Source organism: Psychrobacter sp. NPDC078409 (assembly GCF_050268505.1).
Taxonomy (GTDB): Bacteria; Pseudomonadota; Gammaproteobacteria; order Pseudomonadales; family Moraxellaceae; genus Psychrobacter.
On the sequence record NZ_JBNNGW010000003.1, the window covers coordinates 278,230 to 301,569 of the forward strand.

A 23,340-nucleotide genomic window follows, 5' to 3' on the forward strand; every position below is an offset into this window, starting at 1 on the left:
CTCTTATGCTGCTCAAAATGACTCGACGTCTAAAATAAAATAAATTGTAGGACACATTATGCAAACCATTTTACTTGTTCCCATTAGTCGCGGTATCGGTGTAACATCAGCCGCGCTAGGGCTAATCCGTGCCTTTGATTATAACGGTATCAAAGCGGGCTTTATGAAGCCGTTTTTGCAAGATGATACGCTAGACAAACAGCACAGCTTAGACAGCTCAAGCGCATTGACCATGCACGCATTTGGCCTAAATCCGCCTGACTCTATCAGCCGTCAACACGTTGAACGTATGCTAGGCGATGACAATCTTGATGACTTGATGGAAGAAGTGATTGCCAATTTTCATACGATCGATGATGGTCATGACGTGATTATCTGTGAAGGTCTGGTGCCAACCACTGAGACCTCTTATGCTTCACAAATCAACCGTGCACTTGCCCACGCGCTCGATGCCAAGATTATATTTGTCAGTACCGCTGACATCAGTAAGCCTGCTTATTTAGCGGATAAACTGGATGTCCATGCCCGTGAGTTTGGCGGTGTCATCGATTCACGTACATTGGGTGTGATATTGATGCGGGTACAAGACGTGCCGAACACCTTTGACAATCAACCTGTCGCGCCGGGTGAGGCCGTTGTCAGCTTAGATCCAAACTTCCTACAAGAGGTTCAGCGTCTATCGCCTTCGTTCAATACCGAAGTGTTCCGCCTTATCGGAGTGGTACCTTTTAGTGACTCGTTGTCTGTGCCCCGCACGTGGGATATCGCAACGGAGCTTGATGCGACTTGGTTAAATGTTGGTGAAGCAAAGACACGTCGTATCAATCGTATCAGCCTAACCGCTCGCTCAGTGGCACGCGTCAATGAAGTCTTTAAACGTGGTACGTTAATGGTCGTGCCTGGCGACCGTGATGACTTGCTATTGGCTGCTGGGTTGGCCTGTATCAATGGAATTCCATTGGCTGGTCTAGTATTGACAGGTGGTATCACCCCAAGCGATACAGTTGCTGAGCTTTGGCAATCAGCCCTCAAAACTGGCATACCAGTCATGAGTGTTGAAAGCGACAGCTACGAGACAGTACAGAGCTTGATGCATATGAGTTCTGAGATTCCAAGTGATGATACAGAACGTGCTGATGAAGTCGCTCGTTATGTGGCGGCGCATTTGGATCTGAGCTGGATTAAAGAATACTTCAGCCGCAATCATGAACCCCGTCTGTCACCATCAGCGTTTCGCCATCAATTGGTCAAAAAATCACAACACGCCAAAAAACGTATTGTGCTGCCAGAAGGCGCGGAACCACGTACGGTCGAAGCAGCCTGTATCTGTCAAAGTCGTGGTATCGCCAACTGCGTGTTACTTGCTAAGCGTAGTGACGTTGAGCAAGTGGCTAAAAACCGTGATTTGACGCTGCCTGAAGGGTTAGAAATCATCGATCCTGACAACCTCGATATGAGCAAATATATCGCCGCTGTCGTAGAGCGCCGTAAAGGTAAAACCACTGCAGAAGTTGCTGCTGAATATCTAAAAGACACGGTCTATCTAGGTACTATCATGCTCCAACTAGATGAAGTCGATGGTCTGGTCTCAGGTGCGATTCATACCACTGCCAACACAGTACGTCCGGCATTCCAGTTGATTAAGACCGCACCGCAATACTCACTCGTGTCATCAGTGTTCTTTATGCTGTTGCCTGAGCAAGTGGTCGTCTATGGTGACTGTGCGATCAACCCAGATCCTAACGCTGAAGAGCTGGCAGAGATTGCCATTCAATCAGCACAGTCTGCTGCTGCCTTTGGTATCGATCCAAAAGTTGCGATGATCAGCTACTCTACTGGCTCATCAGGCGCAGGCGCGGATGTCGAAAAAGTCGCCCGTGCCACACAAATCGTTCGCGAGCGCGCACCAGACCTCAAAGTCGACGGCCCGCTACAGTATGATGCGGCATCGGTCATGAGCGTCGGTAAGCAAAAAGCGCCTGACTCACCTGTTGCTGGACAAGCCAACGTCTTTATCTTCCCTGACCTCAACACTGGTAACACCACATATAAAGCAGTACAGCGTAGTGCCAACGTCGTCAGTGTCGGCCCTATGCTACAGGGCTTGAATAAACCCGTGAATGATTTATCACGTGGTGCCTTGGTCGACGATATCGTCTATACCATCGCGTTAACCGCTATCCAAGCGTATAGCGATTTGATTTAATCGCTGTAAGACTTACCCGTTAAATTCCTATATAACGCCGACTATCATTATGATGGTCGGTTTTTTATTGGTGCTCTGTGACAGACAGTGGTGACAGATGCTCGTCTGCCCTCTACAATAGCGCTATCATCAAGTCATTTACCCTAAAAAGGTCAGCCAGTGAAAGAGTAAGGTGAATCAACGACCACGTGCGCCCTATCTACTCTTATACATTTATTTATGCCAAATACGAGCAACAGCCCTCAAGAAAAAACACCTGCACCTGCCATTCGTGCCTATCTTGGCGGCTCGTTCGATCCAGTACATAATGGTCATTTAGAAGTAGCAATGTCTGTCTATCAGCACCTACTACCAATCGCAACGCGGCTACAGCGCACACTGCATGTGTCCTTATTACCCAATGCACGCTCGCCATTTAAGACGCAAAGTACAGACCCTAGCCATCGCTTAAACATGCTAAAACTAGCGACAGAGAATACACCGATACAGATCAATGAGCTGGAGCTATGGCAAGCGCCGCCTGTCTATACGATCGACAGCATACACACATTAAGACAGCAATATCCTGATGACAGTTTGATATTTATTATGGGTATGGACAGCGCCCATAGTTTAGATAAATGGAAAGATGGCTTACGTCTCACTGACCATGTCAATCTATGGGTGTTTAATCGTCAGAGCAGTACCGATGTGAGTGATGGTATTAGCGAAAAATTTTCTGACAGTATTATATCTTCTGAAAATAATACAGCGACTACCCAAGATATTGCTACTTTACAATCGCAATTGCCGTTGTCGTTGCAGCCTCATATAACAGATTCACCTATCGAGCTATTAGTTCCACCTACTCAGTACTCAACAGATCGCTTAAACTCAAACAGCACTGATCCGACTAGCACTGACTTGAAAAGCCCTGACTTGAAAAACGCCAATCAAGGACGCATTTATATAGATTCGCGACCTATTACTGCTGTATCGAGTACGCAAATACGTGAACAACTACAGAAATTGGATGATCAAACAAATAAAATACCAGTCGCTCAACGGCAAATCGCATCTATAGCATCAATAAATGATATCATTAGCAATACTGAATCTAATCCATTAGCTAAATGGCTAAATCCTGCTGTTTATCAATATATTATCGCCCATCAGCTATATTCTGCTGCTCAATTCCGTTAAAATCGCCTTATCTATGTCATTTTGCCTATCCTGTCTCTATGCGTGACTGACAACATATGATCAGTCGGATAAGACAAATTGACGTTTTACCCCTTTATTTTACATATTTACGATTCAAGAGATTAAAATTTATGACCAACACCATGACTGCAGAACGCCTAACAGAATGCTTGACCCTAGTACAAAGCGCTCTAGATGATATGAAAGCAAAGAACATCACTGTAATGAATGTAGAAGAGTTGACTGACGTAACAGAGCGCATCATCATCGCTGATGGTACCTCAAAGCGTCATGTACGTGCGATGGCTGATAGCGTCGGCGCTGAAGCTAAGCAAGCTGGTTTTATGCCACTTGGCCGTGAAGGCGGCATCGACTCTGACTGGACGTTGATTGATTTGGGCGCAGTTGTCGTCCACATGATGACGCCGCAAGCACGTGAGTTTTATGACCTAGAAGGCCTATGGTCATCACCTGAGCAATTGGCTGAGCTAGTTGCTACGCCGCGCGAAAAGAAAACTGCAGGTCGTCGTAACAAAAACAAATAAGCTTATCAGTGATGATATTCGTTCAAAATTAAGAAACGCTCTACCAAAAAGACCAGAATATTTATTCTGGTCTTTTTTTATGTAAGTTTTATGGTGATGAACCAGTATAATCAGATACATCATTGAGTACAGATAAGCTCATTTCGTATTTAGTATTTATTAGCCACTAAAGTTAAACCGCCAAAATTAAGCCTCCTTAGCCTATTCATTCTACCTATTAGGAAACCTTATGAGCGCAGAATCGAACACGTCATCACCTGAGCAAGCCTTAACAAAATCGCCTGAGCAAACCCTAACAGACTTTAACCAAGACTTGCCCCTACATATCGCTACCCTCACTTGTGTTCGCGCTGGTAAGTCTATGCCATTCGCCCGTGAAGAAATGAGCGCCATTGATAAAGCACCTATCAAATCTCCTGTCGCCGTCAACTTCATGGGCCTCGCCACTGATGAGCAAGCCGATCGCAAACATCATGGTGGCCCATTAAAAGCCGTGCATCAGCTAGCGCCTGCAACGTATGAAAAAATCAATGGCGAGTTTGGTCTGAAAGTGCGTGTCGGTACGCTAGGAGAAAACCTTACGACTGAAGCTGTCGATGGTTTGCCTGAAATGACCGAATCTACGGTTTGCATTGGTGATATTTTTCAATACGGTGGGCATTTTGAAAACGGTCAAGATACTAGTAATGATGGTGCTAGCGTTCAGCTACGTATCGTCCAACCACGCCGTCCTTGCTACAAAATCAATGACCAAATTGGCCAATTTACCAAGGTACCAAATATCGCAGCATGGGTCAGCAAGCAAGGTATCTCTGGTTGGTATTTCCAAGTTGTACGCGATGGCGTTATAGACGCTGATTTACTCGTGTATTTGGTTGAGCGCCCTTATCCGTTTGCGACATTAGAGACGCTATGGCAACTGGCAAACTCAAAAGAAAAGTTTGATGCCAATGTGATTGAACCGTGGCTCGCGATTGATTGTTTAGAGGACAGTTGGAAAAAGGTTCTGGCTAAAAAAATCCAACAGGATTGAAAAGGTAACACTCAACAAAAACCTTTAATATGACTTTTCTATTTATAAAAGATAGCCAGTACCCTGCGTAATGGCGTCACAAGGTTTTTCATGTTCTATGTCAGCTCCATAATAAACACCCTCTCCTTCTCTTTCTCCATCTTTGATCGTGAAGGAGCACTCCATGAGTGAAAAGACAGAAAGTATCAGCTACCTACAAGCGATAGCGATTAGCGTCGGTGCGATTATCGGCTGGGGTGCATATGTCATGCCAGGCGATTTATTTTTACCGCAGTCACAGCTATTAGGCTCTTCTGTTGCTATTATTATCGGTACTTTAGCCATCTATATGGTTGCGCGTGCCTATATTAATTTGCTGACTCAAACGCCAGAGAACGAGTCAGGCGGTATCTATTGGATTGAAAAATACATCAATCGCAAGCATGCCTATATTTATGGTTGGGGCGTCACGATAGGCTATATTTCTATTATCGCGCTCAATATATCAGCCGTCGCTTTGCTACTGCGCTATCTGTTACCTAGCGGCTTACAATTAGGTTATCTGTATACAATTGCTGGTTGGGAAGTCTACGCCAGTGAAGTTTTCCTATGCAGCGCGGCTATTATTCTGTTCAGTTATATCAATCTAAAAGGCGTACGAGTCGGCGCAAAAATCCAACTCTATATCGCCCTCTTTATGATTCTATCAGTCACCGCGCTGTTTTTTGCTTCGCTTTGGATGACACCAACGAGCCAAGCATTTTTGCCAACTGATATGTCTAGCGGCTCTATCACTAGTCTGGCATGGTTACCTATCTTGGCCGTTATGCCGTGGGCGTACGTCGGTTTTGAGACCACACCGCAGATTTCAAAAGCGATTAGTGATTCAAAAACCAAGACCAAAAGTATTATCCTAATTTCACTCATCGCCGGTGTGTTGTTTTACTTTTTAATCAACTACTTTACCGCGCTAAACATGAGCTTTGACTATCAAGCGATCAAAGACAGCCACTGGGCAACAGGTGAAGGCATAGACAATCGGATTGGTAGCATTGGCATTTGGCTACTGTCGATCGCTATGATTGGCTCGATAATGAGCGGTATCAACGGCTTTATATTGTCATCGGTTAAGCTCTTAGAATCTATGGGCGACACGTCATTATTGCCTAGCGTATTTACGGATAAACACAACCAATTCAGTAAGCAAAAAACCGTTATATTGATATGCTTGGTGTGCCTACTCTCTCCTTGGCTGGGTAGAAACTATCTACTCGATATCGTGACAATGGCGTCCTTAGGCATCACCGTTGGCTTCGCTTATGTCACGACCGCTGACCTCATCAATGAGCGGAAAAAGAAACAGGCAGGTCTGCTAAATTATCTCTCTGTATTAATCAGTGTGGTCTTTATATCGCTATTGCTGCTACCATTTTCGCCAGCGGCGTTGTCGTTCAATGCTTATGTCTTGCTAGGATTCTTTATCGTCTTGGGCATGATAGGGTATCGAAAAATAATGCCTGTGCAAAAAGTAGCACCGTAGCGCATAATATCAGCGCATAACTTCCCAGCTATATAGAGCAATTTATGGCAAAAAGTATTACCTCTTTAGCATTGGCGTCAGTATTAACATCGTGCTTAACACTGTCCCTAATTGGCTGTGTGACTACGACCTCTCCAGTCGCGACCACCAAGAGCTACATCGTGGATAGTAAAGCCTATCAAGCCACTGGCAAAAGCGAGCGTATCAAAACCATTGTGCTGCACTATACGGTTTCAGACAATGACCGATCTATCAACACACTAACCACAGGCAAGGTCAGCGCACACTATCTAGTGTTAGATAATAACGATGATAAAATTTATAATTTAGTACCAGAAAATGAACGAGCTTGGCATGCGGGTGATGGCGGTTTTGCAGGTAGAACCATTTTGAACGATACTTCTATCGGCATAGAAATCGTCAATGCAGGGATTGCGCCTGAGTATCAAAATGCCCTAAAAGACGGCAAGCTGGCGTATCATCCTTATGACCATTATGTCGCTTTTAATGAGTTACAGATTAAAAAGGTCGCAGAGCTGGTGCAAGATATCACGGCGAGATATGGCATCTCACCAAAGAATATCATTGGTCATTCTGATATGGCACCCTCGCGCAAAATAGACCCCGGTGCCAAGTTCCCTTGGCAACAGCTGTATCAGCAATATGGCATCGGCGCTTGGTATGATGATGCTGATAAGGTTACTTTTATGGATACAGACGCATTTGCAGCGGCCACGATACCTGAGCTGAAGCAGCAGTTTCGTGATTATGGCTATCAGATCAATAATAGCGATGAATGGGACAAAGCCAGTCGCGATGTCGTCTATGCGTTTCAGCTGCACTTTCGACCCCTCAATCCAACGGGCGAAATAGATTTAGAGACTTATGCTATTTTAAAGGCATTGAATAAGAAGTATGCTGATACCAACGATTTTTATTAGCCATTAATAACCAAAAATCTATCCATAACAACAATGAGAAAGGAAGTACTATGAGCACATTGTTTAGCGTAAATTTGAATAAATTGGCTTTAATCCGTAACTCTCGCGGTACTGACTACCCTAACCTGTTGACCTTTGTGAAGAAGCTGATTGACCTAGGAGTCAAAGGCTTTACCGTACACCCGAGACCCGATGAGCGTCATATCAGATACCAAGATGTCTATGATATCAGTGCATTCTTAAAGGACTACCCAGAGATTGAGTTCAATATCGAAGGCAATCCAAATGAGCAGTTCTTAAAGATTATCCGTGAAGTAAAACCGCATCAATGTACGCTCGTGCCAGACAGTGACGATCAGCTGACCTCGGATCATGGCTTTGACATCATCACACATCATGATTTTTTATCAACGTTAAGCAAAGAGCTGCAAGCGTTCGGTACGCGCTGTGCGGTATTTATCGACCCTGATATCGAACAAATCAAAGCGGTCATCGAGAGTGAGGTACAGACGATCGAGATGTATACCGAAGAATGGGCGCGCGCTTATAAAGTCAACCAGTTCGATGAGGTCAAGCAACGCTTTAGCGACTGCATCACCCTAGCCAATCAAAATGGTATCCGAGTCAATGCGGGTCATGATTTGAATTTGGATAATTTGGCTGATTTGCTCGCGCTTAGTGATATCGCTGAAGTGTCGATTGGTCATGCATTTACGATTGAATCGTTGGAGCAAGGCATGGATAATGTCGTGCGTCAGTATTTAGAGATTTGTGGTTAAAAAGCTTTGGAAGAAATTGATATGGACAGGAAGATAATTTTTTATGATCTTCGTATGCTAGCTAAAATAGAAAATGGAGTTTATATTTTAGATCTTTCTGTTGAAAGTGGATTTGCAGAATATAGCGTGCTTATAGATATAAATGCTCAAGACTTTGAAGTGATTGAAAGTGATAAATATCGTGCGGTACTACTCAAGGCTGCACTTCATCAACCTTTTCAACTTAAAGAAACTGTATTGGACAAGGATGAACAACGACATTACTTAGATATAATTCTTCATGCTGATGAATCTAAAGTAAATGTCTTTCTCACAAAACTAGATCATGGACAAGCTTATGGAGCAATATCTAACATGGTGCGTAAAGTAAGCAACAAAGATGTAGATAGGCTATGGAACGGTGACTGGTTTCATTAAAAATATAAATTGAAAAATAACTATAGGTTAGTGTCAAGGAACGAGACCCAATGAGATATATAATCAAGTTATCAAACAAAATCCAATAATAGTAAAAAGGAATATTTATGTATCAAGCCTTTAAAAAACACCTACAACAAGAAATCAGCGATATACGCGAGGCAGGGCTGTATAAAAACGAGCGCGTTATCACCTCTCCGCAAGATGCGCTCATCAAAATTGCCGATGGTCGTGAGATGCTTAACTTCTGTGCCAATAATTATCTTGGACTGTCTGATCATCCTGAGATTAAAAAGGCGGCGATCCAAGCCATCGAAAACTCAGGTTATGGCATGTCATCGGTGCGTTTTATTTGTGGTACGCAAGATTTGCATAAGCAATTAGAAGCAGCGATCTCTAAGTTTTTTAATACCGAAGATACCATTCTTTATGCGGCCTGTTTTGATGCCAATGGTGGTGCCTTTGAGCCACTGCTGTCTAGCGAAGATGCCATTATTTCTGATTCGTTAAATCATGCCTCGATCATCGATGGTGTACGCCTGTGTAAAGCCGCGCGTTATCGCTACGCCAATGCGGATATGCAAGATTTAGAGACGCAATTGCAAGCGGCGCAAGCACAGCGTTTTCGTTTGATTGTCACCGATGGTGTGTTTTCAATGGATGGTAATGTGGCGCCAATGGATGAGATCTATGCGTTGGCACAAAAATATGATGCTATGGTCATGATTGACGAGTCACATTCAGCAGGCGTGGTCGGTCGCACTGGTGGCGGCGTGACTGAATTGTTTGATCTACGTGGCGATATTGAGCTGATTACTGGTACTTTAGGCAAGGCGTTTGGCGGTGCTATTGGCGGCTTTACCACGGGCAAAAAAGAAATGATTGAGATGCTGCGTCAACGCTCACGCCCGTATCTATTTTCAAATTCTATTCCTCCTATGGTGGCTGCCGCTGGGGTAAAAGCGTTTGAAATGCTATCGCAAGACAATACCCTACAAGACCAATTGCATGAAAATACCGCCTATTTTGTGAAGCAAATGCAAGACGCGGGCTTCGATATCAAGCCTACCGAATCGGCAATCTGTGCAGTGATGCTCTATGACGCCAATGTCTCGCAACAGATGGCAGACGCACTGCTTGAAGAAGGCATTTATGTGATTGGCTTCTTCTACCCTGTCGTACCCAAGAATGAGGCTCGCATTCGTGTGCAGCTCTCTGCCGCTCATACTCGTGAGCAGCTCGACCAGTGTATCGCCGCCTTTATCAAAGTCGCCAAGCAAATGAAGGTGATTGATTAAGCGTCATTCAGAACTTATCTAAATTCAATAATCAAGTACAACACAGCTAAATAAGAGAAAAGTATGAAAGCACTGGTTAAAGCCCATGCCGAAAAAGGCATCTGGATGCAAGACATGCCAGAACCAACGGTCGGCATCAATGACGTTAAAATTAAAATTAAAAAAACCGCCATCTGTGGCACAGATTTGCACATTTATAAGTGGGATGAATGGTCACAAAAAACCATAAAGACGCCGATGATTATCGGACATGAATACGTCGGTGTCATTAGTGAAATGGGCGATGGCGTCAAGCATCTTGAAGTAGGTGACCGCGTCACAGGTGAAGGCCATATCGCTTGCGGGCATTGCCGCAACTGCCGCCGTGGTAAGCTGCATGTGTGTGAAAACACCATAGGCGTGGGCGTCGACCGCGATGGCGCGTTTGCCGAATATTTGGTGATACCTGCCGATAATGTCATCAAACTCGATGAGCGTATCAGCGATGAGATGGCCGCCATTATGGACCCCTTTGGCAATGCTACTCACACTGCCCTTTCATTCCCTGTACTGGGTGAAGATGTGCTAATCACGGGGGCAGGTCTGATTGGTTCGATGGCAACGGCGATTTGCCGCTTCGCAGGGGCGCGTAATATTGTGGTCAGCGATATCAGCGATTATCGCTTAGAGCTTGCCAAAAAAATGGGCGCGACGATGACCATCAACCCAGCCAAGGGTGAAACCATCGAAGGCGCTATTGATACCTTGAAAATGCACGGCTTTGATATTGGGCTTGAGATGTCAGGTTCGCCTCAGGCCTTTGACTCGATGATTAGTAACATGTATAACGGCTCTAAAATTGCGCTCTTGGGTATTTTGCCTAACACCACCACGGTAGATTGGAGCAAGATTATCTTCAAGGCGTTAACCCTAAAAGGTATTTATGGCCGCGAGATGTGGGAAACGTGGTATCAGATGGAGCAAATGCTGATTAGCGGTATTGATTTGACACCAATCATTACCCATCGCATGCACATTGATGACTTTCAAGAAGGCTTTGATATCATGGAAAGTGGGCAGTGCGGTAAAGTGATTTTAAGCTGGGATTGATTTTGGCGATTCATCATTTGAGGAATCGTAGTTAGCTTTTACATTGTCACGACTTATAAAACGGTACTGATTTCAGTGCCGTTTTTTTTGGGTGATGGAAAGTGATAAGATTTATGAGTTGATTGCTGAGGCTAAAAAATTTTGAAATATACATAGTTCGGTAAAAACATATTAGCTTTCATTTTTAGAGGAATTTTTTAACTATTTTAGTTATGAAAGCTATGTATTAGCTCATACCTTCTCTTTTACTATTTGCCTGATCATTCTTAAAAACGTCATATATTACTCAGCTCTTTTAACGCAGATAGCGCCTGCTCCGCCTTATCATCCGACACAAATATATGGTCATGATAATAGGCAGCAATCACATTGGCACTGATACCTTTTGAGGTCAGTTTGGTTGCTATTGCCGCGGTTAGACCTACCGCTTCTAGGCTTGAATGCACCGTTAAAGTGATTTGCCGAAACACGCCCTCATACTGTAAACCTGCCTCATCAGCTTTGTCTTTTGTTAGCACCAAAGTCAGCCCTTCTGGCTCCACAAACGTCGCTATTGGCGCTAAGTTTACGTATTCTGCTAGCTGCCCTGTGACGGTACAAAACACGAATAACTCATCAACCAGCGCGGGCTGCATCGAACTCAATAGCTCATTGATATCTATAATTCCTGACATTTTATTCTTCCTTATTTTGTTTATTTTGAGTCTTTGTTAACCGTGATTTTAGCATGGGTGTCATTACCTGTACTCATGAAAGCACGGTATAAACGCTAGTCTTTATTTCCAAACACTCAACTCTTAAACACAAAAAAGGTGAGCCTAAGCCCACCTTTTTATTTAACAAACAGCTGTCTAAAACTATATCTTAGAACAAATTACCCTATATCTTAACGCAACCAAGCGCGCGCGTTACGGAACATACGCATCCACGCACCGTCCTCGTCCCATTCTTCTGGTTTCCAGCTGTGGTTATAGGCTTTTAGGTTACGCTCAGGATGCGGCATCATGATCGTGACGCGACCGTCGGTGCTACATAGACCCGTGACACCGCCGAGAGAGCCGTTTGGATTGAGCGGATAGGTCTCGGTTGGATGACCTTGGCTATCGACATAACGCATGGCGAGCTGACCGTGTTTTGCCATACCGTCGATTTCGTTGTTGTCTAGCGTGGCGTAACCTTCACCATGCGCCACGGCGATTGGCAAGATGCTGTCTTGCATACCTTTGAACAGGATCGACTTGGTACGCTCGACTTTTACGTTGACCGTACGCGCTTCAAAACGAGCCGATTTGTTAGCGACGAAACGTGGGAAGTTTTCTGCACCTGGGATGAGGTCTTTTAACTGAGCCATCATCTGACAACCGTTACAGACACCTAGTGAGAAGGTATCAGGACGGGCAAAGAAGCGGACAAACTGCATGCGTAGCTCGTCATGGAACAAGATAGAGTTCGCCCAGCCTGAGCCAGCGCCGAGTACGTCACCATAACTAAAGCCACCACAAGCGACCAGACCGTCGAAGTCACGTAGATTGATGCGGCCACTAAGTAGATCACTCATGTGTACATCGACCGCTTCAAAGCCAGCTTGGGTAAAGCCTGCTGCCATCTCTGTCTGACCATTGACGCCTTGCTCACGCAAGATAGCAACTCTTGGTTTATTCTCACGACTAGCCAAGTATGGCTCTTCAACTTTTTGGTTTAAATCAAAGTTTGGCGCAGCGATTAGGCCTTTATGGCTAGCGTCGCTAATTAAGTCATACTCTTGCTGTACGCACGCTGGGTTATCACGGCGACGTGCAATTTGATAGCTGACCTGCGTCCATGCTTGCTGTAATTCAGTACGGCTAAAGCGTAGAGTGTCATCACCCATGAGCGTTGGCGTTTGGATTAGTAAGCTGTCTTCTTCAGAGCTTTGTCCAACGAGGCTTAGCATGTCGCTCACGTTATGCTGATCTGCTAGCTCCATCAAAGTAGCAACGTTTTCTGGCAATACTTGGATGACTGCACCCAACTCTTCACTGAACAGCTGACCGAGTAAGTTATCATCATTTAATGACAGCTTGATACCCTGACGGCTGGTGAACTGCATCTCTGCGATAGTCGCTAATAGACCACCATCACCGATATCGTGATAAGCGCTGATGACGCCTTGCGCGTTACCCGCTTGAATAAAGTTAAAGAAGTCGACCAAATCACTTGGCTGCGCTAAATCTGGGCAGTCGTTACCTAATTGGCTAAGCGTCTGCGCAAGAATTGAGCCGCCTAGACGCAATTTGCCTTTTGACAAGTCAATGCGGTAGAACGCGCTGTCACCATTGATTAGCTCAGGGGTTAGCGTTTTTGCGACGTCAACCACAGGAGCAAACGCAGTCACGACCAGACTCATTGGCGATACAACTGACTTGTCTTGGTTTTCACCATTGTCGTTGTCGTTGTCGTTGTCAGTCCAGTTAGCACGCATCGATAGCGAGTCTTTACCGACTGGGATGGCGATACCGAGTGCTGGGCATAACTCTTCACCGACGGCATGTACCGCGTCAAACAATGCAGCATCTTCTACGTCATCACCACACGCGGCCATCCAGTTCGCTGACATAGTGATATCAGACAACTGAGCGATACGCGCACCAGCGATGTTAGTAATCGCTTCACCGACTGCTAAACGCGCAGAGGCTTTTGGACTGATAAGCGCAACAGGCGTACGCTCACCGACACTCATGGCTTCGCCAGTCATTGGCTGACCATCTAGCGCCACCAAGCCAGAAGCCGTCACCGCACAATCTGATACAGGCACTTGATAGCGACCCACATACTGATCACGCACGACCATACCCGTGATAGAACGGTCACCAATGCTAATCAAGAATGATTTGCTAGCGACAGTTGGGTGACGCAATACATCGGTGATTGATTCAGCTAGATTAACGTCACCAAGCTCTAATGCTGGTAACGTGCTCTCGGTACGCTCAAAGCTGCGTTGCATTTTTGGTGTACCGCCGAGCAGTACTTGCATCGGCATATCGACTGGTTGCTCGTCCAATAGCTCATCATCAACGATTAGCTGGCGGATATCCGTCGCCTCGCCCAAGATAGCATATGGGCAGCGCTCACGGGCACAGATGGCATCGAACTGAGCTTTGCTCTCTGGGCGAATCGCTAGCACATAACGCTCTTGCGCTTCGTTTGACCAGATGGCCATTGGCGACATGCCAGCTTCTAACGATGGAATCTTACGCAAGTTCAGATGCGCGCCCATTTCATGGTCATTAACCAGTTCTGGCATCGCATTAGACAGACCACCTGCCCCTACATCATGTAGTGAGACAATTGGGTTGCCGTCTTTACTGTTATTGCTTACATCGACATCATCACCCGCTAGTGCCCAGCAGCGATCAAGGACTTCTTGGCAACGACGCTCCATCTCAGCGTTATCGCGCTGAACTGAAGCAAAGTCTAAGCCTTCATCAAGGTCACCACTATCGACTGACGATGCGGCACCGCCGCCCAGACCGATTTGCATTGCAGGGCCACCAAGGACGATGAGCAAATCGCCTTTTTTGATTGCATTTTTTTCAATAAGGTTGCGTTTGATATTGCCGTAACCACCCGCCAGCATGATTGGCTTATGATAGCCGCGCATCTCGCTACCGTCTTTTGCCGCAGAGGTATCTAGCTGAAAACTACGGAAGTAACCGCATAGATTTGGACGACCAAACTCGTTTGAGAAATTGGCTGAACCTAATGGCGCTTCGGTCATGATCTCAAGGCTGGTTGCCATACGATCTGGCGTACCATAAGCCTGCGTGCTCAATTGACCTGACTGCTCCCACTTTTCGCTAAGCTCTGGGATATGCAGATGTGACACGTGGAATCCTGTTAGACCAGCTTTTGGCTTACCGCCACGACCAGTCGCGCCTTCGTCACGAATCTCACCGCCAGCACCTGTTGCCGCACCCGAATACGGGGCAATTGCCGTTGGATGATTGTGCGTCTCAACTTTCATTAAGATATCGATGTTTTCTTGATGAAAGTCGTAAGGATGGATTGAGTTGGCATCCATCGCGTCAGTTGGGATAGGATAAAAACGCATACCATCAGACCCCGCCATCACAGCAGCATTGTCTTTATACGCTGACAAGATACCTTGTGGGTTCGACTGGTACGTGTTTTTAATCATTTGGAACAGTGACTTTGGCTGCACTTCACCATCAACTGTCCACTGAGCATTAAAGATCTTATGACGGCAATGCTCTGAGTTTGCCTGTGCAAACATCATCAGCTCAACGTCAGTTGGATTACGCTTTAGCTCATTGACATAGGCATTCATTAGATAGTCGATATCTTCACTTGATAACGCAAAGCCGAATTCTGTATTGGCCGACTCTAGCGCTGACTTACCTTCGCCGATCACATCGATATGATTCAGTGAGGCTGGCGCTTGATCGTCAAACAATTTGCTGACATCGCTCAAATCATAAACCAAGCTCTGAGTCATACGGTCAAACAATAACTGCTCAGCGTCTACTGGTAGTTTTTCGCCTGCGTCACCGTCTGTTTTTTCATCGAGGGTTAATGTATAAACGACGACACGCTCAACACGATTGATCTCAATTTCACAGTTATTAAAGATATCTGTCGCTTTACTTGCCCATGGCGATATCGTACCAAAACGTGGCCCAACGATGACTTGTAATTGGTTGTCTTGCGGCGCATTTAGCGTTGCTGACTGGTCAACCGCCAGTAAATCTAGCGCTTTTTTATGTTCATCACCAGATAGTTCTCGTGATAGCACATACACTTGCTGAGTACTTATTTGACTGACATTTAGCTCGGTTTTTTGCTGAAACTGACTGATGAGTTGCTGCGTCTGAAAATCGGTAAGAAACGGTTGTCCGGCGATGGTCATCATAAAGGCATAATCCGTAAGATCAAGGCATCTCTGCCATGCTAAGTAAATGGTCTGGGTATTATAACAAGAAGACCTGTAATAAGCAGGTCTAAACCAAGATAAATTGCCGATAAGTTGCGTTCTATCGCGACTTACTATTTGCGAATCGATAGTTCAAAAAAATTAAATCTCTAGCCATTTTTGAATTATCCATCAAAAAATAGAACGCTCAGATCTACGCTGTCACAATTTTTACCTAACCTTCATATTCCTTACAAACACTCACATCGCATTACTGGGAACCTATATAAATGTAGGGTGACAACTCGGTATTCTAGTCTCAGTTGTTAAGGCGACGATGACGTTTAACTTTTAAATTTATTTAATAGTTAAACGTATCTAGCCTAAAGAAAAATTACTATAAATAATCAACTGTTCAATTCGGCTAATTAAAACAACGCTATATAGATCCAATTAAAATACTATAAAAAAGGAAAAATATTATGAGTAGACAAGACCATATCGATAAAGTACAAGAGCTGGTAAAAGAAGTGAAATTTGCCATGATGACCACTCGTACTCACGAAGGCCATTTACATGCCTGCCCAATGACCACCAGCGAGACGAGCATTGGCGCAAAAGAGATTTGGTTCATCGGTGATAAGACTACAGAAACTATCAAAGATATCGAAAAAGACCCACAAGTAAACTTGGCCTATGTCAGTCAAGATTCAAAAGATTATGTCTCAATTAACGGTAAAGCAGAATTGGTCGAAGACCAAGAGAAGTTAGACGAGCTATGGTCGCCAATTTACAATGCGTTTTATGAGCAAGGTAAAGAAGATCCAAATGTCCAATTAATCAAAGTCGTCCCACATGGTGCCGAATACTGGTTAAGCGGTAGCTCAGTGGTCAATATGTTTAAGATGACCACTGCTGCAGTAATGGATGGCAAGAAAGCGACTAACTTAGGCGAAAACAACTCAGTGACGCTATAAGCTGCCTGATTTATAAGCAGTAAAAACAAAAACGCCAGTGGCTAATGCGACTGGCGTTTTTTATTGTCTAAGTTTTACGCTGATTACTTTTGTCTTATAGATTTATCCGCTTTGCTTTAAATAAGGCCAAGCAGCTTTTAGATAAATCATCATCGACCATAAAGTAAGTATCACAGCGGCGACCATTAATACATAACCTATGGTTTCAAGCGACTGCCAGTTAAGCAGTAGTACGGTAATCGCTACCATCTGAAACGTGGTCTTTAGTTTGCCAACATAAGATACGGCGACGCTAGTGCTTTTGCCCAACTCTGCCATCCATTCGCGTAATGCTGATACTGCGATTTCGCGCGAGATAATGACGATAGCCGCTATCGCCATAATGATATTGGGATGCCACTGTACAAGGACGATGAGCGCTACAGCTACCATTAATTTATCAGCAACAGGGTCTAAAAAGCGACCAAAGGCTGACATGACATTAAGTTTACGAGCAAAATACCCATCGAGCCAATCGGTAATCGCGGCAATAATAAAGACGCCAGTCAATAATAAATGGCGCAACAAACTATCGCTAAACTCACTCATCCCAACGCGCGCAATGACATTGTCTGAAATCGCAGGCATACCAATACCCATGGCTGGCGGCCAATAAGCAATCGCGACAAATAACGGAATCATCAAGATACGCGCAATCGTAAGGTTGTTAGGCAAGTTAAAAATACTCTTGGTATTTTGCGAACTTGGCGGTTCTTCCTGCGTATGCAAATGCGTGCTGTCAGTCATGGCAAACCCAGTTTAATATGAACATAATAATGGCAGATAGCTTAGCATTTTTCGGACAAGGCGTCATGCCATCTCTGCAGCGATTGAGTTATCAAAGGTATCAATATCGACTAGATGACCTTCTATCGCCATAAGGTATTGAAATTATTGAAAGCCTTTATTGATAATTTCACCATAAAGCTCCGCTACTTACTCTAAATATCAGTGCTTCATATCAATCTTTGCGTCTTTTGGATTTTTACAACGTAATATACTGTAACCAAAACAGCCAGACAGCACTCAATTGCGCTATCATAGCGACTGTACCAGAACACTTGTACACTTAAATCAGTAAATATAAATAGCTAAGTAAATATCTCCACCTATTGTATTGATAATTATTACCCTTATAAATAACAGTAGAGAGCACCAATAATTACAACAACTCTTGACCACGGCCTGTGTAGCTAATACATGACCCGTTTTCCTCAGCCCACAGTACCTCCTCTGTGGGTCTTTTTTTGCTTACGTTTTGCTAAACCCAGATATCGTAAAACGATGCAAAATAATGAGTATGGATATTCCGCTTACTGCGTTTGCATGATTGCCTTAACGGTTTGCTGCGCCATTCGATAGCAGCTTTCTATATTACCTTTTGCACACCAGTCACCACTGACGATCCGTTGCTTGGTTTCATCGATTAAGATGCCCAACTCTTCAGTATCCTTATTTACGATAGTCGCGGCATAGCGCCAACGATGACAATCTATCTGGCTAGGTGCGCTGTCTTCTTTCCAGTTTAATGCTTGTTTTGCCGCCTGTACTAGTTGTTCTTTTACCAACTCAATATCATCATCGACGTGGGCTTCTGACCAGTCATTACGTGCATGAATGGTGACACTCGGTAGTAGCTCATCATGAGCAGGTTTTTGATGTTCAATAAATACCCTATCAAGAATAGCGCTATTTAAATAAGCGACATCCCATTGCGGTGCAAGTTGGCCATTTAATGTCTCAGGTAGCTTTTGTACATCATCCCAACCAAGCATCAGCGTATAGCAAGCTTGCATTTGTGGTTTAGTAATTTTGTCTTGTTGAGCAAAGCCGCTATCCGCCATCAGCTTTACCGCCTGACCATTAGGCGCTGTGCAGACCACCCAATCAAACCATCCAAGACTGGCGCCAGTTTCGTCGAATAGCTCAGTTTGCTTGCTGTTTTGATTAAAAGTTTGGTTCTGAGACTGCTGTGGGTTTTGACGGTGCAAATACTGAGTGAGCGGTGCGACACGGGTCTTAAATACTATGGTCGTATGCTTGAGCGCGGCGGCCAATTCACGGCCCCAACTGGTCATTTTAGGTGTGCTGATATAGCGTGCATGCACCGCGTCCCATTGCTCTTTGCTTTGGATATTAGGCGACTGCTCATTGTCACTTGCAGGCGTTAACTCAACCACTTCAGCACACCACGGCTGTAGCAACCCTGTATCTAACCAAGGCGCGATAAATTGTTGAAAGTCAGTAGTTTTCGCAGTAAAAAACTGCGCACCGAATGACCATTGCCAGTTTTTATCAGTTTTACTATCGCTGCGATAGCGGGTCGCTAAACGGCCCACACTACGTGATTTTTCAAAGATAGTGATTTGTGGGGTGTTAGATGACGAGCTTGATTGGTTTGACGCGCGCTCTAATAGTGTTGCTGAGAGCAATCCCGTTAGGCCACCACCGATGATGGCTATTTTTGGGTCAGATAGAGCAGTTGAGCACGAAGCATGATCAGTCATGATGACAGTAGACCTTATAAAGTATTTATGAGTCGCTACTATATTAAGTATCTAACCTAGTAAGTACCGAGTGACTCGTCAATTGAAATGGTAGCGATGTTATCTTGTTAGTATTATTGAACCTTCAAAGTAACTCAATATCAATATCGTCTACGTAAAAAAGCCACGCTATTCTCGATAACATGGCTTTTATTTAACTTTGATATATGAATATTAATGGCTAGTATTGAGTCACCATCCTTAACACTACAGGTTCGTTATCAAGCTAACTTACTCTCCGCGGCCCGCTTTGACTTCTTCAACCAAATCATTAATCACTGAGCTATCGGCAAGCGTAGATAGGTCGCCCAGTCCCACATATTGCCCTGCTGCAAGGTTACGCAAGATACGGCGCATGATTTTTCCCGAGCGCGTTTTTGGTAGTGCATCAACCATATAAATGGCATCTAAAGTCGCAATTGGTCCAATCTCGGCACGCACATGACGTTTTAGTTCTGCTTTTAGATCGTCAGTTTTTTCTTCACCTGACTTTAGAATGATAAATGCACAGATACCTGTACCGCGTATCTCATGCGGCATACCGACGATCGCAGCTTCAGCAGTTGCAGGATGCGCAACCACAGCGCTTTCAATCTCTGCTGTGCCCAAGCGATGCCCTGCCACGTTAAGTACATCGTCGACACGACCGGTAATCCAGTAATGCCCATCTTCATCACGTTGAGCGCCATCACCCGTGAAATAATGACCTGGATAATCGCTAAAGTAAGTCTTTAAGAAACGTGGATGGTCATTGTAGATAGTACGCATTTGCCCTGGCCAACCGCTACTGATCACCAAGTTACCTTCTGCGGGGCCTTCTAAAATCGCACCATCGCTATCAACGATTTCTGGTTTGACGCCGTATAGTGGTGTCATTGCCGCGCCTGGTTTGAGATCGACCGTGCCTGGTATTGGCGCCATCAAGATGCCACCAGTCTCGGTCTGCCACCATGTATCGACGATAGGACATTTACCATCACCAACGACATTGTAGTACCAGTCCCACGCTTCTGGGTTGATCGGCTCACCGACCGACCCTAGCAGACGCAAACTAGAACGATCCGACTCTCGAACAAAGGCATCGCCCTCTTTCATCATCGCACGAATGGCTGTTGGGGCGGTATATAGGATAGTCACGTCATGCTTATCGATAATATGACCAATACGTGCCCATGTTGGATGTTCTGGCACACCTTCGAACATTACCGTTGTCGTGCCATTGGCCAGTGGTGCATAGGTTGAATACGTGTGGCCAGTAATCCAGCCCACATCTGCCGTACACCAGTAGACGTCATCTTCTTTGATATCAAAAACATCACGGAACGTTGAGATAGCATAGGTGATATAGCCGCCTGTAGTATGCACTACACCTTTTGGCTTACCAGTAGAGCCAGAGGTATATAATAAGAATAGCGGGTCTTCGGCATTCATGACTTCAGGCTCGCAAATCTCTGATTGACCATCGACCAAATTGTGATACCACACATCACGGCGGCCACTCATCGGTATAGAGTTACCTGTACGATGAACGACAATGACTTTTTCGACACTCTCAGTGCCATCCATATCGAGTGCGTGATCGACATTGGCTTTGAGCGGTGTGTGCTTACCGCCGCGTAACCCCTCATCAGCGGTAATAACAACTTTTGAGCGACTATCTATCAAGCGATTGCCCAGACTCTCGGCAGAAAAACCACCAAACACCACTGAATGCACCGCACCGATACGCGCACATGCCAGCATCGCTACCATGGCTTCCGGTATCATCGGCATATACAAGGTGACGCGATCACCTTTTACAACGCCAAGCTTGCGCAATGAATTACCCAAACGGCAGACAGCTTCATGTAGCTCTTTAAAAGAAATGATTTTGTGCAATGAAGGGTGATCACCTTCCCAGATGATAGCAGGCTTGTATGGGTTTTCTTCGAGGTGACGATCAAGACAGTTGACTGAGATATTTAGCTCACCATCTTCAAACCATTTGATGCGAAAATCATCTAAGTCATAATTGACGTTACTGACTTTGGTTGGTTTTTTTATCCAATCGATTAGCTCAGCACGCTTCGCCCAAAAAGCATCAATTGCCTCGATTGATTCAATAGATTGCTGGTAGTCTGTAAGGTACTTATCAGGTGTGGTATTGGCAGCAGCCATAAACTCGGCTGAGATAGGAAATGATTTCTGAGTCATAGTGTTGGGTCCCTTTTAATTATTATGACTTACACGGATAAACGTCTATGACGCGCCCCATGTAAGCGATAAGAGTCATCTTCCATAATGTGTGACACTCATCGTTAGTTTGACAAATAAGCGTGACGGTTGCAAGACATCAAAAGCCAAACATAACAATTTCACTGTACATCTGTATGTTTAGGCACAAATAATCTAGTTGCTATAAGGGAACTAACTCAGCACTCTAGTCAATTTCTATTGTTTGTAGCTCATGGCTTACTTTGTATTGAGAAGGGTTTTGGACTTATAAATAATCATAAAATAGTTAACATATAAAATTATTACCAAGCCCAAAGCGTATAAACGACACAAGCCATACTTATGTATGGCTTGCTGCTATTGAAACCTCACTGAACGCCTAGGACGTATTATTTAAGCTGCGTTACTGTTTTCCATTGACCATTTTGTACTTGCGACAAGTAAATATCATTGATTGCGACATGGCTCTCAGGCGTGATGGCAACTGTAGATCCTGTGACGCCATCGACAAAGCTGACGGTCTCTAGACCCTTGTTGAAAGTATCGGCATTTAAGTCAGGACCTGCTGCGGTTAGACCATCAACGGTTACTTTAGCGGCAAGATAACCAAGAATAGCACCTGCTGATACTTCCTCCCCTGTGGCTTTTTCGAACTTCTCAACCCAAGCTTTAGTCTCAGGTTCATTGGCTCTTAATGCCAAATCATTATAGTAAGACACAGAGTATAGGCCTTCACTTGCGCCGCCTGGTGCCGCTGCAACTGCAGGATGGAAACCCGTTACAGGAGCGATAAATCTCACGTCACTCCAGCCCATAGCATTTGCCGTACCTACCGCTGTAATAGCGCCGCGAATGGTTAAAGATAAGGCAATAAGCTCACATTTAGCGTCTTTTAACTTGGCCATTGCCCCAGCAAAGTCTGTTTCATCAGGACGATGTGAGCTGGACTGAACTAAAGTGACGTTAGGATTGTTATCGCTGATATCCTTAGCCGCCTCATTGGTCTCTTCACCATAGTCTGATGGGATATACATGACACATAAATTGCTAACTTTGTTTTCGGCAATAAGGTACTCCATACCTAACTTTATTGAATCATAATAGGTACTACCAGCGGTATAACGACGATTGAAATCTCCTTCTTCTTGCATAGCCCGCGCAAAAGTGAGCGGCATGATACTAGGAACGTTGGCACGATCCATAATGGGAAAGCTCGCTAAGTTGTGCGGTGTACCAAGCGACATCAGCATGGCAAACACTTTATCACGGCTGACCAGTTTATTCGCAGACTGTACGGCCTTTGGTACTTGATAAGAATGGTCCTCAACGATATAGCGAATCTTTCGTCCATTGACGCCACCTGCCGCATTTACCTCATCAAAATACATATTGGCTGCGGCGACTGCAGGATTACCAAATCCAGCAAACGGACCGGATAAATCATTCGCACCGCCTAAGATAATCTCAGTATCGGTCACGCCCTGTACTGGCATATCGCTTGTAGAAGTAGAGGTAGCAGCCTCAGTATCAGTGCCCGTCGCTGCGGTCGTTTCTGGATCACTACACCCTACTAGACCCATCGTACCGACTGTGAGTGCTAGTAGCGTGGTCTTGAATGTCCATTTCATTGCCTTTCTCCTTGCGAC

At 44.8% G+C, this 23,340-nt stretch carries 17 protein-coding genes; 11 read left to right on the plus strand and 6 right to left on the minus strand.

All coding sequences use genetic code 11. The features are described 5' to 3' along the window. Window positions 1-58 precede the first annotated feature (58 nt). From pta to tdh, 10 genes are all read left to right on the plus strand, one after another. Complete coding sequence (pta, locus tag ACQKC9_RS07170; RefSeq protein ID WP_101205111.1) at window positions 59-2,206, plus strand: phosphate acetyltransferase; 2,148 nt, start codon at window positions 59-61, stop codon at window positions 2,204-2,206. Window positions 2,207-2,425: 219 nt separating this feature from the next. Further along, window positions 2,426-3,388 carry a nicotinate-nicotinamide nucleotide adenylyltransferase gene (locus ACQKC9_RS07175; protein WP_427621153.1) on the plus strand — a complete coding sequence of 321 codons (963 nt, stop codon included), beginning with the start codon at window positions 2,426-2,428 and terminating at the stop codon, window positions 3,386-3,388. Between the two features lie 131 nt (window positions 3,389-3,519). Then, complete coding sequence (gene rsfS, locus ACQKC9_RS07180; RefSeq protein WP_057758112.1) at window positions 3,520-3,933, plus strand: ribosome silencing factor; 414 nt, start codon at window positions 3,520-3,522, stop codon at window positions 3,931-3,933. Window positions 3,934-4,294: 361 nt separating this feature from the next. After that, entirely contained in the window at window positions 4,295-4,966 is a 672-nt protein-coding gene (locus tag ACQKC9_RS07185) for an MOSC domain-containing protein (RefSeq protein WP_427621420.1), read from the plus strand. Between the two features lie 163 nt (window positions 4,967-5,129). Beyond that, window positions 5,130-6,485 carry an APC family permease gene (locus tag ACQKC9_RS07190; protein ID WP_427621155.1) on the plus strand — a complete coding sequence of 452 codons (1,356 nt, stop codon included), beginning with the start codon at window positions 5,130-5,132 and terminating at the stop codon, window positions 6,483-6,485. A 44-nt stretch (window positions 6,486-6,529) separates the two neighbouring features. After that, window positions 6,530-7,426 (plus strand): N-acetylmuramoyl-L-alanine amidase, encoded by an 897-nt coding sequence (locus ACQKC9_RS07195; RefSeq protein WP_427621156.1) that lies wholly within the window; start codon window positions 6,530-6,532, stop codon window positions 7,424-7,426. A 50-nt stretch (window positions 7,427-7,476) separates the two neighbouring features. Continuing rightward, window positions 7,477-8,205 (plus strand): pyridoxine 5'-phosphate synthase, encoded by a 729-nt coding sequence (locus ACQKC9_RS07200; protein WP_427621157.1) that lies wholly within the window; start codon window positions 7,477-7,479, stop codon window positions 8,203-8,205. 6 nt (window positions 8,206-8,211) lie between these two features. Then, on the plus strand, window positions 8,212-8,622 hold the full coding sequence (locus ACQKC9_RS07205) for a hypothetical protein (RefSeq protein WP_427621159.1): 411 nt from the start codon (window positions 8,212-8,214) through the stop codon (window positions 8,620-8,622). 107 nt (window positions 8,623-8,729) lie between these two features. Then, window positions 8,730-9,920: a glycine C-acetyltransferase gene (gene kbl / locus ACQKC9_RS07210; protein WP_427621160.1), complete on the plus strand. Its 1,191-nt coding sequence runs from the start codon at window positions 8,730-8,732 to the stop codon at window positions 9,918-9,920. Between the two features lie 63 nt (window positions 9,921-9,983). After that, window positions 9,984-11,009, plus strand: coding sequence for an L-threonine 3-dehydrogenase (gene tdh, locus ACQKC9_RS07215; RefSeq protein WP_191114598.1), 1,026 nt, complete (start codon window positions 9,984-9,986; stop codon window positions 11,007-11,009). Window positions 11,010-11,284: 275 nt separating this feature from the next. On the opposite strand, the gene ACQKC9_RS07220 is transcribed toward tdh, so the two are convergent. Together ACQKC9_RS07220 and purL are read right to left on the minus strand one after the other, a co-directional pair. Then, entirely contained in the window at window positions 11,285-11,683 is a 399-nt protein-coding gene (locus ACQKC9_RS07220; RefSeq protein ID WP_427621161.1) for an ACT domain-containing protein, read from the minus strand. Window positions 11,684-11,895: 212 nt separating this feature from the next. Next, complete coding sequence (gene purL / locus ACQKC9_RS07225; RefSeq protein WP_427621162.1) at window positions 11,896-15,918, minus strand: phosphoribosylformylglycinamidine synthase; 4,023 nt, start codon at window positions 15,916-15,918, stop codon at window positions 11,896-11,898. A 482-nt stretch (window positions 15,919-16,400) separates the two neighbouring features. Between purL and ACQKC9_RS07230 the strand changes: the two genes are divergently transcribed. Beyond that, window positions 16,401-16,895 carry a pyridoxamine 5'-phosphate oxidase family protein gene (locus tag ACQKC9_RS07230; RefSeq protein WP_057758090.1) on the plus strand — a complete coding sequence of 165 codons (495 nt, stop codon included), beginning with the start codon at window positions 16,401-16,403 and terminating at the stop codon, window positions 16,893-16,895. 102 nt (window positions 16,896-16,997) lie between these two features. Here the strand turns inward: ACQKC9_RS07230 and pgsA are convergent, their stop codons facing one another. The 4 genes from pgsA to ACQKC9_RS07250 form a co-directional block, all read right to left on the minus strand. Beyond that, window positions 16,998-17,681 (minus strand): CDP-diacylglycerol--glycerol-3-phosphate 3-phosphatidyltransferase, encoded by a 684-nt coding sequence (gene pgsA / locus ACQKC9_RS07235; RefSeq protein WP_057758088.1) that lies wholly within the window; start codon window positions 17,679-17,681, stop codon window positions 16,998-17,000. Window positions 17,682-18,247: 566 nt separating this feature from the next. Continuing rightward, complete coding sequence (locus tag ACQKC9_RS07240) at window positions 18,248-19,441, minus strand: NAD(P)/FAD-dependent oxidoreductase (RefSeq protein ID WP_427621163.1); 1,194 nt, start codon at window positions 19,439-19,441, stop codon at window positions 18,248-18,250. 270 nt (window positions 19,442-19,711) lie between these two features. Then, a complete protein-coding gene (acs, locus tag ACQKC9_RS07245; RefSeq protein WP_427621164.1) occupies window positions 19,712-21,673 on the minus strand; it encodes an acetate--CoA ligase in 1,962 nt (653 codons plus the stop codon). A 410-nt stretch (window positions 21,674-22,083) separates the two neighbouring features. After that, a complete protein-coding gene (locus tag ACQKC9_RS07250) occupies window positions 22,084-23,322 on the minus strand; it encodes an ABC transporter substrate-binding protein (RefSeq protein ID WP_427621166.1) in 1,239 nt (412 codons plus the stop codon). Between the last annotated feature and the right edge of the window lie 18 nt (window positions 23,323-23,340).

Bases quoted from the DNA above. Each gene is read 5' to 3' on its own strand.
- ACQKC9_RS07220 (WP_427621161.1), bottom strand. From the start codon at position 11,683: ATGTCAGGAATTATAGATATCAATGAGCTATTGAGTTCGATGCAGCCC.
- rsfS (WP_057758112.1), top strand. From the start codon at position 3,520: ATGACCAACACCATGACTGCAGAACGCCTAACAGAATGCTTGACCCTA.
- ACQKC9_RS07175 (WP_427621153.1), top strand. From the start codon at position 2,426: ATGCCAAATACGAGCAACAGCCCTCAAGAAAAAACACCTGCACCTGCC.
- purL (WP_427621162.1), bottom strand. From the start codon at position 15,918: ATGATGACCATCGCCGGACAACCGTTTCTTACCGATTTTCAGACGCAG.
- pta (WP_101205111.1), top strand. From the start codon at position 59: ATGCAAACCATTTTACTTGTTCCCATTAGTCGCGGTATCGGTGTAACA.
- ACQKC9_RS07250 (WP_427621166.1), bottom strand. From the start codon at position 23,322: ATGAAATGGACATTCAAGACCACGCTACTAGCACTCACAGTCGGTACG.
- acs (WP_427621164.1), bottom strand. From the start codon at position 21,673: ATGACTCAGAAATCATTTCCTATCTCAGCCGAGTTTATGGCTGCTGCC.
- tdh (WP_191114598.1), top strand. From the start codon at position 9,984: ATGAAAGCACTGGTTAAAGCCCATGCCGAAAAAGGCATCTGGATGCAA.
- ACQKC9_RS07240 (WP_427621163.1), bottom strand. From the start codon at position 19,441: ATGACTGATCATGCTTCGTGCTCAACTGCTCTATCTGACCCAAAAATA.
- ACQKC9_RS07190 (WP_427621155.1), top strand. From the start codon at position 5,130: ATGAGTGAAAAGACAGAAAGTATCAGCTACCTACAAGCGATAGCGATT.
- ACQKC9_RS07195 (WP_427621156.1), top strand. From the start codon at position 6,530: ATGGCAAAAAGTATTACCTCTTTAGCATTGGCGTCAGTATTAACATCG.
- ACQKC9_RS07200 (WP_427621157.1), top strand. From the start codon at position 7,477: ATGAGCACATTGTTTAGCGTAAATTTGAATAAATTGGCTTTAATCCGT.
- ACQKC9_RS07185 (WP_427621420.1), top strand. From the start codon at position 4,295: ATGCCATTCGCCCGTGAAGAAATGAGCGCCATTGATAAAGCACCTATC.
- pgsA (WP_057758088.1), bottom strand. From the start codon at position 17,681: ATGACTGACAGCACGCATTTGCATACGCAGGAAGAACCGCCAAGTTCG.
- ACQKC9_RS07230 (WP_057758090.1), top strand. From the start codon at position 16,401: ATGAGTAGACAAGACCATATCGATAAAGTACAAGAGCTGGTAAAAGAA.
- kbl (WP_427621160.1), top strand. From the start codon at position 8,730: ATGTATCAAGCCTTTAAAAAACACCTACAACAAGAAATCAGCGATATA.